Here is a 6,242-nt window from a genome sequence, read left to right on the forward strand (position 1 = left end):
ATCGACCGCAACACCTACAAAACCCAGATCAGCATCCATATCCTGCCCGGTTGACAACCGGGCAGGAACCCAAACTGCGCGGCCTTGGTATTAGGCATTCTTAGGCATGGAGCTCGCGTCGACGTGCCGCCTGCTCGGGCTCCGGGTCACTGTCGTCGATGTGGTCCCTCCGCTCGACCGGGTGCTCGGCAGACACGTGGCCGGCTTCGTGCGGGGCGTGGCGGAGGAGTCCGGGGCCCGGCTCGTCGTGTCCGCGGGCGGCGCTCGCCTCCTCGGCACACCCGAGCCGACAGCCGTCGAACTGGCCTCGGGCGAGCGGATCGCGGCCGACCTGGTGATCTCCGCGGTCGGTGACGTGGCGAACGTCGAGTGGTTAGCAGGGAGCGGCATCGACATCCAGGGTGGAGTCGTGGTCGACGACCGCGGACGGGTGGCGTGCGCGGCCCTCGACGTCGTGGCGACAGGCGATGTCGCCGCGGTCCGTGACGGCCAGTCCTGCACACGATTGGCCACGTGGACGAACGCCGTCGAGCAGTCGCGCGTCGCCGCGGCTGCGCTGCTGCGAGGAGACGACGCCCCGGCGTACCGACCCTCGCGCTACGCGTGGACCGAACAATTCGGCCTCGACATCAAGCTGGTCGGCTCGATCTCGCCGGGTGCGGACGTGCCCGCGGTGCTCGACGGCAGCCTGGATCGCCGGTCGGCCCTGCTCGCGTGGCCCGACCCCTCCGCAGCGACGATGGTCGCCGCGGTGAACCACCCCACGCCACCAGCCAAGCTGAAGCGCCTGCTGGCCAGCGGCTGAGCCCGAAGACCGTTCGTGGGCACCATGCCGCCGACTGGAAGAGGGCTTCTCGGTCCGGAGGTCTAACCGGTGGCCACCCGTCCAATCGGGTCGACGTCGAGCTCGCGAGCGAGATCCCCGAGCTGGTTCAAGAACCACCGGTGGCCGGCGTCCGCTGCTCGCGCGGGCGCCCACCAGGCGCACTCCTGCATCTCGCCGGTCGGGAATGGTAGGTCGGCGATCGCCAGACGCGGGTCCGCGGTGAAGCGCCGAGCCAGTCGCTCCGGGAGGACCGTGACAGCATCGGACCCGGCCACCGCGAGCACGAGGGGCAGGAACCCTGTGGCGGTGAGCGAAACGCGCCGCTGCACGCCGTTCTCCTCCATGAGTCGGTCGATCATGGTCGTGACACCGCTACGGAAAGCCAGCACGGCGTGCGGCAGATCCTCCAGCGCGGCGAAGTCCAGCCGGCCGTCGCGCAGTCGGGGGTTGTCCTGGTCGACGACGCACACCAGCCGGTCCGAGAAGAGGGGGCAGTGCTCGAAGACACCACCCAATCCCAAACCACGCGGGCAGACGAATACATCGTGCCGCAGGAGGATCTGCGCGATGCCGCCGGTGAAATCGGCGAGGTTGACGAAGTCGAGGCGCACACCAGGAGCGTTCAGGGCGAGTTTGCGGCGCAGCGGCTCGACGAGCACCGTGGCGCCGAAGTCGCTAGCGGCCACGGTGAACCATCGCTCACTGGTGCGCGGATCAAAGGACTCACGGATCCACAACGCCTCCTGCAGCAGTCGAACCGCATGCTCGACCTGTGGGAGCAGCTCTCGCGCCAGCGGCGTGAACTCATAGACCCGGCCTACGCGGACGAGCAGCTCGTCGTCGAAGTGACGACGGAAGCGGGCCAGCACACCGCTGACTGCCGGTTGCGCCATCCCGACTGTTCCGCCAGCGTAGGTCAGGTTGCCTTCCTGCAGCAGGGCCTCGAGGACCACGAGATTTTTCAGGTCGAATGCACCCAGATTCATCCTCGAGACCTCCGAACGCAGACGACCTTCGGCTGCACCCAGAGACTGAGTATAGTATCTGTCACAACGAGGAAGACCGAGAGGCAGATGAGGCCGACGCCCGTGGGTAAGGGACCCGACTACAACCTGCTCGTCGCGCTCCGCGCCCTCCTTGAGCACCGTAACGTCACCCGCGCAAGCGAGGCAGCCACCATCGGACAGTCGACGATGAGCACGATGCTGGCCCGCCTGCGGGCTCACTACGGAGACGAACTTCTCGTGCGCCGCGGTCGAGGCTACGAGCTCACGCCGCTGGCCGAAGAGCTCTACCCGGCGGTCGTAACCGCCCTCGAGCAGGTCGCCGATGTCCTAGACCCCTGGTCCTCGTTTGATCCAGCGGCCAGCACACGCACTTTCACCATGATCATGTCGGACTACGCCCTCGCCGTGCTCGCCGGGCCCATGGAGACGACGGTGGCGCGGAAGGCTCCGGGTGTGAGTCTACGGTTCGAGCCGCTGCCTGCCGGGACATCCGAGTTGAAGAGCGTCCTGCTGCTCAACGATCTGGTCCTCATGCCGATGGGGTACCCGATGCCCGGAGGCCAGCAGGTCGTCTTCTCCGACCGGTACGTCTGCATCGTGGCCGCCGGGAACCACCGGCTGACGGACGGCCGGCTGACACTGACGGACCTCGCCGAGCTCCCGTACGCCACTGGTTTCGGACGATCGATCCAGACCGCTCCTGAGGCCGTCATGGCCGAGGCTGGGATCATCCCCAGAACAGCCGTAGCGGTCGGGGGCCTGCTCGCCCTTCCCTTCGCCGTGTCCGGCACCGACATGTTCGCCTTCGTGCCCGAACGATTGCTCGAACGGTGCCCCAGTGACCTCGACTTGTGCGTGGCCGAGGTGCCTCTGGCCGACGCCGAGCTGGCCGAGGTGGCTCACTGGCACACGTCGCGCTATACCGATGCTGGCATCGCATGGCTGTGCGAGCAACTCAAGGAGGTGACGGCGAGCCTGGGCTTGCAGGCGTCGGACCACCGGCGCGGAGGCCGCCTGCTCACCGCGCTTCCTCCGACGGACCCGGGAACACGCTGAGCTGCACTCCCGCGCGGGTTGCACCGTCGTCTCGAGCGACCCACCGTCGGGCTCGCCCCACACCACCCGGACCTCGGCACCTAGCGGCACGTCCGGATTCACGGTGGCCAGGGACAAGGCCCTGCACTCGTTTGCGCTGTAGTCAGTGAATGGGGAGAGTCCGACCAGGTGCCCGTCCGCGTCGACCACGGAGTCGAAGTTCGATGACCCGTAGTTGGCATTCGGGAGGTCGAAGAACTGATACCGGGGCCCTCGGGGTCTACCAGGGAAGCCAGGAGCTTGGCGACGTCCTCCGGTCCCATGCCAGCGTGACCTTCCGCCGCTGGTTCTCCGGTTCGATTGCCTCGAGCGCGCTGCGTCCGACGAAGTCGCCGTCGACACACGCCCAGGTATCTGTCCGGACACCGGCGCGACTATCGACGCGCGGTTCTCGCGCCGCGATCCGTACCCGCTGACATGGCTCAATACGCCTGCCCAGCCGGGCCTGGGACCGCTCCCACTCGGGCGACGGTTACGCGCCGAGGAGGGCCAGGAAGCGTGGTCGCAAAATCCGCCGGGCTTACGTGCCTCGCTGTTCGAGTCGCACTAGAACACCGAGGCGAACGTCGAATACGCCTTATTGATCTGCGGAGACTTTTGCAACGGCACGCCGCGCAGGCAGGGATGGATCCTGTTGTGCTGGAGCAGATATCGGCGCACTCGCTGCGGCCCAGGCCGATCACCGAGGCCTACGCGCAGCGCGACCACCGACGAGGTCATAAACTCCTCCCGCCACAGGAATCCCGAGACCGCACGAGGCTACGACCGCAGCCCTCGTCGCGTCCCCACCGCCGGGCGCATGCTCGGACTGTGATCGATGGCGACCCCCACACCGACCGGCCTGTCCGGGCGCTACCGCCCGGGCAGGCGCGACTTCACGGTGTGGTGCGGCGGCCACCGACCGCGCTAGCCAACAACCCGGACACGGTCGCCGAATACCTCTGCGACACAGACGATCTCGGACACAGAGATGCGGCCACCCGGTAGAGCTGCGTGTCCGCGATCTACGCCGCGCACTTGGTCGCCGAGCATCGGTCGCCGGGTGCGGCCGAGGCGGTAGGCCGCGAGGCCAACCCCGATCCGGCGCATCGAATGATGCTGCTCGCCGAGCAATTGGATCGGTTGCTGCCCCGGCTGGCGCTGGCGGTATGGGAGGCCGCGGGCGCTGTTTCATCGCCGTGAGGCCGCGCGCTGCTAATACTGGCCGCCGCCGGGCTGTCGGCCGCCGATATCGGACTTCACCGACACCCACGAACAGGTGGTGGACGGAACGCTTCCGCGCGTGGAGATCTCAACTACGGGCGACCCGTTGCGCTGGCCGGTCACCGCGCTGCGCCGCTGGTTCGACGTCAGTATCCGCGTGCGATCCATTCCGCCAGGTGCGGCGCCTCGTTCTCGATGGTGGTGGCGTCGCCGTGGCCGGTATGCACCCGAGTCTGCTCGGGAAGCGTGAGCAGGCGATCGCGGATGGATCCGATGATGGTGGGGAAATCGGAGAACGACCGCCCGGTGGCCCCCGGTCCGCTGGCGAACAGGGTGTCACCGGAGAACAACGCGTCCGCTTCGGGAAGGTACAGACATACCGAGCCGGGTGAATGCCCGGGCGCGTGAATGACATGAATCTCGGTGCCCGCCAAGCCGATTCGCTGGCCGTCGGTGAGGTGCCAATAACGCTGCCCAGGATGGGTGAGCTGCCACAACGGATCGTCACCGGGGTGCACCAGGACCGGGGCGTACATGTCCTCCCCCAGTTGCGGGGCGAAGGTGACATGGTCGTTGTGGCCGTGCGTACAGACGACCGCGGTGACGTGACGGTCACCCACGGCTTCCATGATCGGTTTCGGGTCGTGGGCCGCATCCACCACGACCGCTTCGTCGTCGTCGCCGATCACCCACACGTTGTTGTCGACATCCCAGGTGCCGCCGTCGAGTTCGAAGACGCCGGAGGTGACGACCCGATCGATGCGCAGCGCGCCGCTCACAGCACCACCACCGACCGCAGAACCTCACCACTGTGCATGGTGTGGAACGCCTGCTCCACCTGATCGATGGCGATGCGCTCGGTGACGAATCTGTCCAGCGGCAGCCGGCCCTGCCGGTACAGGTCGATCAGCACCGGGAAATCCCGTTCCGGCAGGCAGTCGCCGTACCACGACGACTTCAACGCGCCGCCGCGCGAGAAGAAGTCCACCAGCGGCATCTCCAAGCGCAAATCGGGAGTCGGAACACCGACCAGGACAACGGTTCCCGCCAAATCACGTGCATAAAAGGCCTGCTTCCAGGTTTCGGGACGACCGACCGCGTCGATCACCACATCGGCGCCGAAACCACCGGTCAGCTCCTGGATCGCGGTAACCGGATCCAAGCGGGTGGCGTCGACGGTGTGGGTCGCGCCGACTCCGGTGGCCCAGCGCAGTTTGCGCGGGTCGCGGTCGACGGCGATGATCGTCGACGCTCCGGCCAGCCGGGCGCCGGCGATCGCGGCATCGCCCACCCCACCGCAGCCGAACACCGCGACCGAGTCACCACGCCCGACCCCGCCGGTGTTGACCGCGGCGCCGAGGCCGGCCATGACACCGCAGCCCAGCAATCCGGCCACCGCCGGGTCCGCGGCGGGATCGACCTTTGTGCACTGCCCTGCATGCACCAACGTCTTTTCGGCGAACGCCCCGATGCCCAGCGCCGGGGTGAGTTCAGTGCCGTCGCCCAATGTCATCTTCTGCGAGGCGTTGAACGTATCGAAGCAGTACTGCGGCCGGCCGCGCTTGCACGCGCGGCAGCGGACGCACACCGCACGCCAATTGAGGACCACGAAATCACCGACGGCAACGGAATCGACTCCCGCGCCGACACTTTCGACCGTCCCGGCGGCCTCGTGGCCGAGCAGAAACGGAAATTCGTCGTTGATGCCGCCGTCACGATAGGTCAGGTCGGTATGGCACACCCCGCACGCGGCCACGGCAACGACGACCTCACCCGGCCCCGGATCGGGGATCACGATATCGGTCAGCTCGACCGGCGCCCCCTTCGTGCGAGCGATGACTCCACCTACCTGCTGCGGCATATTTGCTGATACCTCCAATGGATCTCGGTCGACCGTGTTCGATCACACGGCCCCGCGTCGACGGTAATGTCGGGACACCTCCGCAGGACCTGACCATTGGTCGAGTAGGAACTGTCCTTTCAGCGGGGTGGGCGCTCCGGGCGCACGCTGCCCCTCACCTAGACGAGTGATTCCTAACTCGGCTGTGGTGTGGAGGGGGCTCGAGTTTTGAGGTGGCGGAGGGTATCGACGTCGATTTGTGACGAAAGAC

General features: G+C 67.2%; 7 protein-coding genes and 1 pseudogene. 3 read left to right on the top strand and 5 right to left on the bottom strand.

Annotated features, from left to right (window positions below; translation table 11 throughout):
• Positions 1-106 precede the first annotated feature (106 nt).
• Positions 107-805 (top strand): FAD-dependent oxidoreductase, encoded by a 699-nt coding sequence (locus AB0L97_RS38290; RefSeq protein ID WP_364439890.1) that lies wholly within the window; start codon positions 107-109, stop codon positions 803-805.
• Between the two features lie 62 nt (positions 806-867).
• On the opposite strand, the gene AB0L97_RS38295 is transcribed toward AB0L97_RS38290, so the two are convergent.
• Entirely contained in the window at positions 868-1,512 is a 645-nt protein-coding gene (locus AB0L97_RS38295; RefSeq protein ID WP_364439908.1) for a LysR substrate-binding domain-containing protein, read from the bottom strand.
• 162 nt (positions 1,513-1,674) lie between these two features.
• Positions 1,675-1,812, bottom strand: a pseudogene (locus tag AB0L97_RS38300) (LysR family transcriptional regulator); the annotation flags it as partial.
• A gap of 87 nt (positions 1,813-1,899) precedes the next feature.
• Between AB0L97_RS38300 and AB0L97_RS38305 the strand changes: the two are divergent.
• A complete protein-coding gene (locus tag AB0L97_RS38305) occupies positions 1,900-2,889 on the top strand; it encodes a LysR family transcriptional regulator (protein ID WP_364439893.1) in 990 nt (329 codons plus the stop codon).
• A gap of 585 nt (positions 2,890-3,474) precedes the next feature.
• Here AB0L97_RS38305 and AB0L97_RS38310 read toward each other — a convergent pair.
• The gene (locus AB0L97_RS38310; RefSeq protein WP_364439896.1) at positions 3,475-3,648 is read right to left on the bottom strand and encodes a hypothetical protein; all 174 of its coding nucleotides are present in this window, start codon (positions 3,646-3,648) and stop codon (positions 3,475-3,477) included.
• Between the two features lie 273 nt (positions 3,649-3,921).
• On the opposite strand from AB0L97_RS38310, the gene AB0L97_RS38315 reads away from it, so the two are divergent.
• On the top strand, positions 3,922-4,110 hold the full coding sequence (locus AB0L97_RS38315; protein ID WP_364439899.1) for a hypothetical protein: 189 nt from the start codon (positions 3,922-3,924) through the stop codon (positions 4,108-4,110).
• Between the two features lie 167 nt (positions 4,111-4,277).
• Here the strand turns inward: AB0L97_RS38315 and AB0L97_RS38320 are convergent, their stop codons facing one another.
• Both AB0L97_RS38320 and AB0L97_RS38325 read right to left on the bottom strand, forming a co-directional pair.
• Positions 4,278-4,910, bottom strand: coding sequence for an MBL fold metallo-hydrolase (locus AB0L97_RS38320; RefSeq protein WP_364439902.1), 633 nt, complete (start codon positions 4,908-4,910; stop codon positions 4,278-4,280).
• Positions 4,907-5,992: an S-(hydroxymethyl)mycothiol dehydrogenase gene (locus AB0L97_RS38325; protein WP_364439905.1), complete on the bottom strand. Its 1,086-nt coding sequence runs from the start codon at positions 5,990-5,992 to the stop codon at positions 4,907-4,909. The genes AB0L97_RS38320 and AB0L97_RS38325 overlap by 4 nt, the downstream gene beginning before the upstream one ends.
• Between the last annotated feature and the right edge of the window lie 250 nt (positions 5,993-6,242).

The sequence above is a fragment of the Nocardia sp. NPDC051911 genome, from assembly GCF_040681035.1.
In the GTDB taxonomy this organism is placed as follows: domain Bacteria; phylum Actinomycetota; class Actinomycetes; order Mycobacteriales; family Mycobacteriaceae; genus Nocardia; species Nocardia sichangensis.

What these genes read in the sequence shown, in the direction of transcription:
- AB0L97_RS38290 (WP_364439890.1), top strand. Translation starts at nt 107, where the DNA reads ATGGAGCTCGCGTCGACGTGCCGCCTGCTCGGGCTCCGGGTCACTGTC.
- AB0L97_RS38305 (WP_364439893.1), top strand. Translation starts at nt 1,900, where the DNA reads ATGAGGCCGACGCCCGTGGGTAAGGGACCCGACTACAACCTGCTCGTC.
- AB0L97_RS38310 (WP_364439896.1), bottom strand. Translation starts at nt 3,648, where the DNA reads ATGACCTCGTCGGTGGTCGCGCTGCGCGTAGGCCTCGGTGATCGGCCT.
- AB0L97_RS38325 (WP_364439905.1), bottom strand. Translation starts at nt 5,992, where the DNA reads ATGCCGCAGCAGGTAGGTGGAGTCATCGCTCGCACGAAGGGGGCGCCG.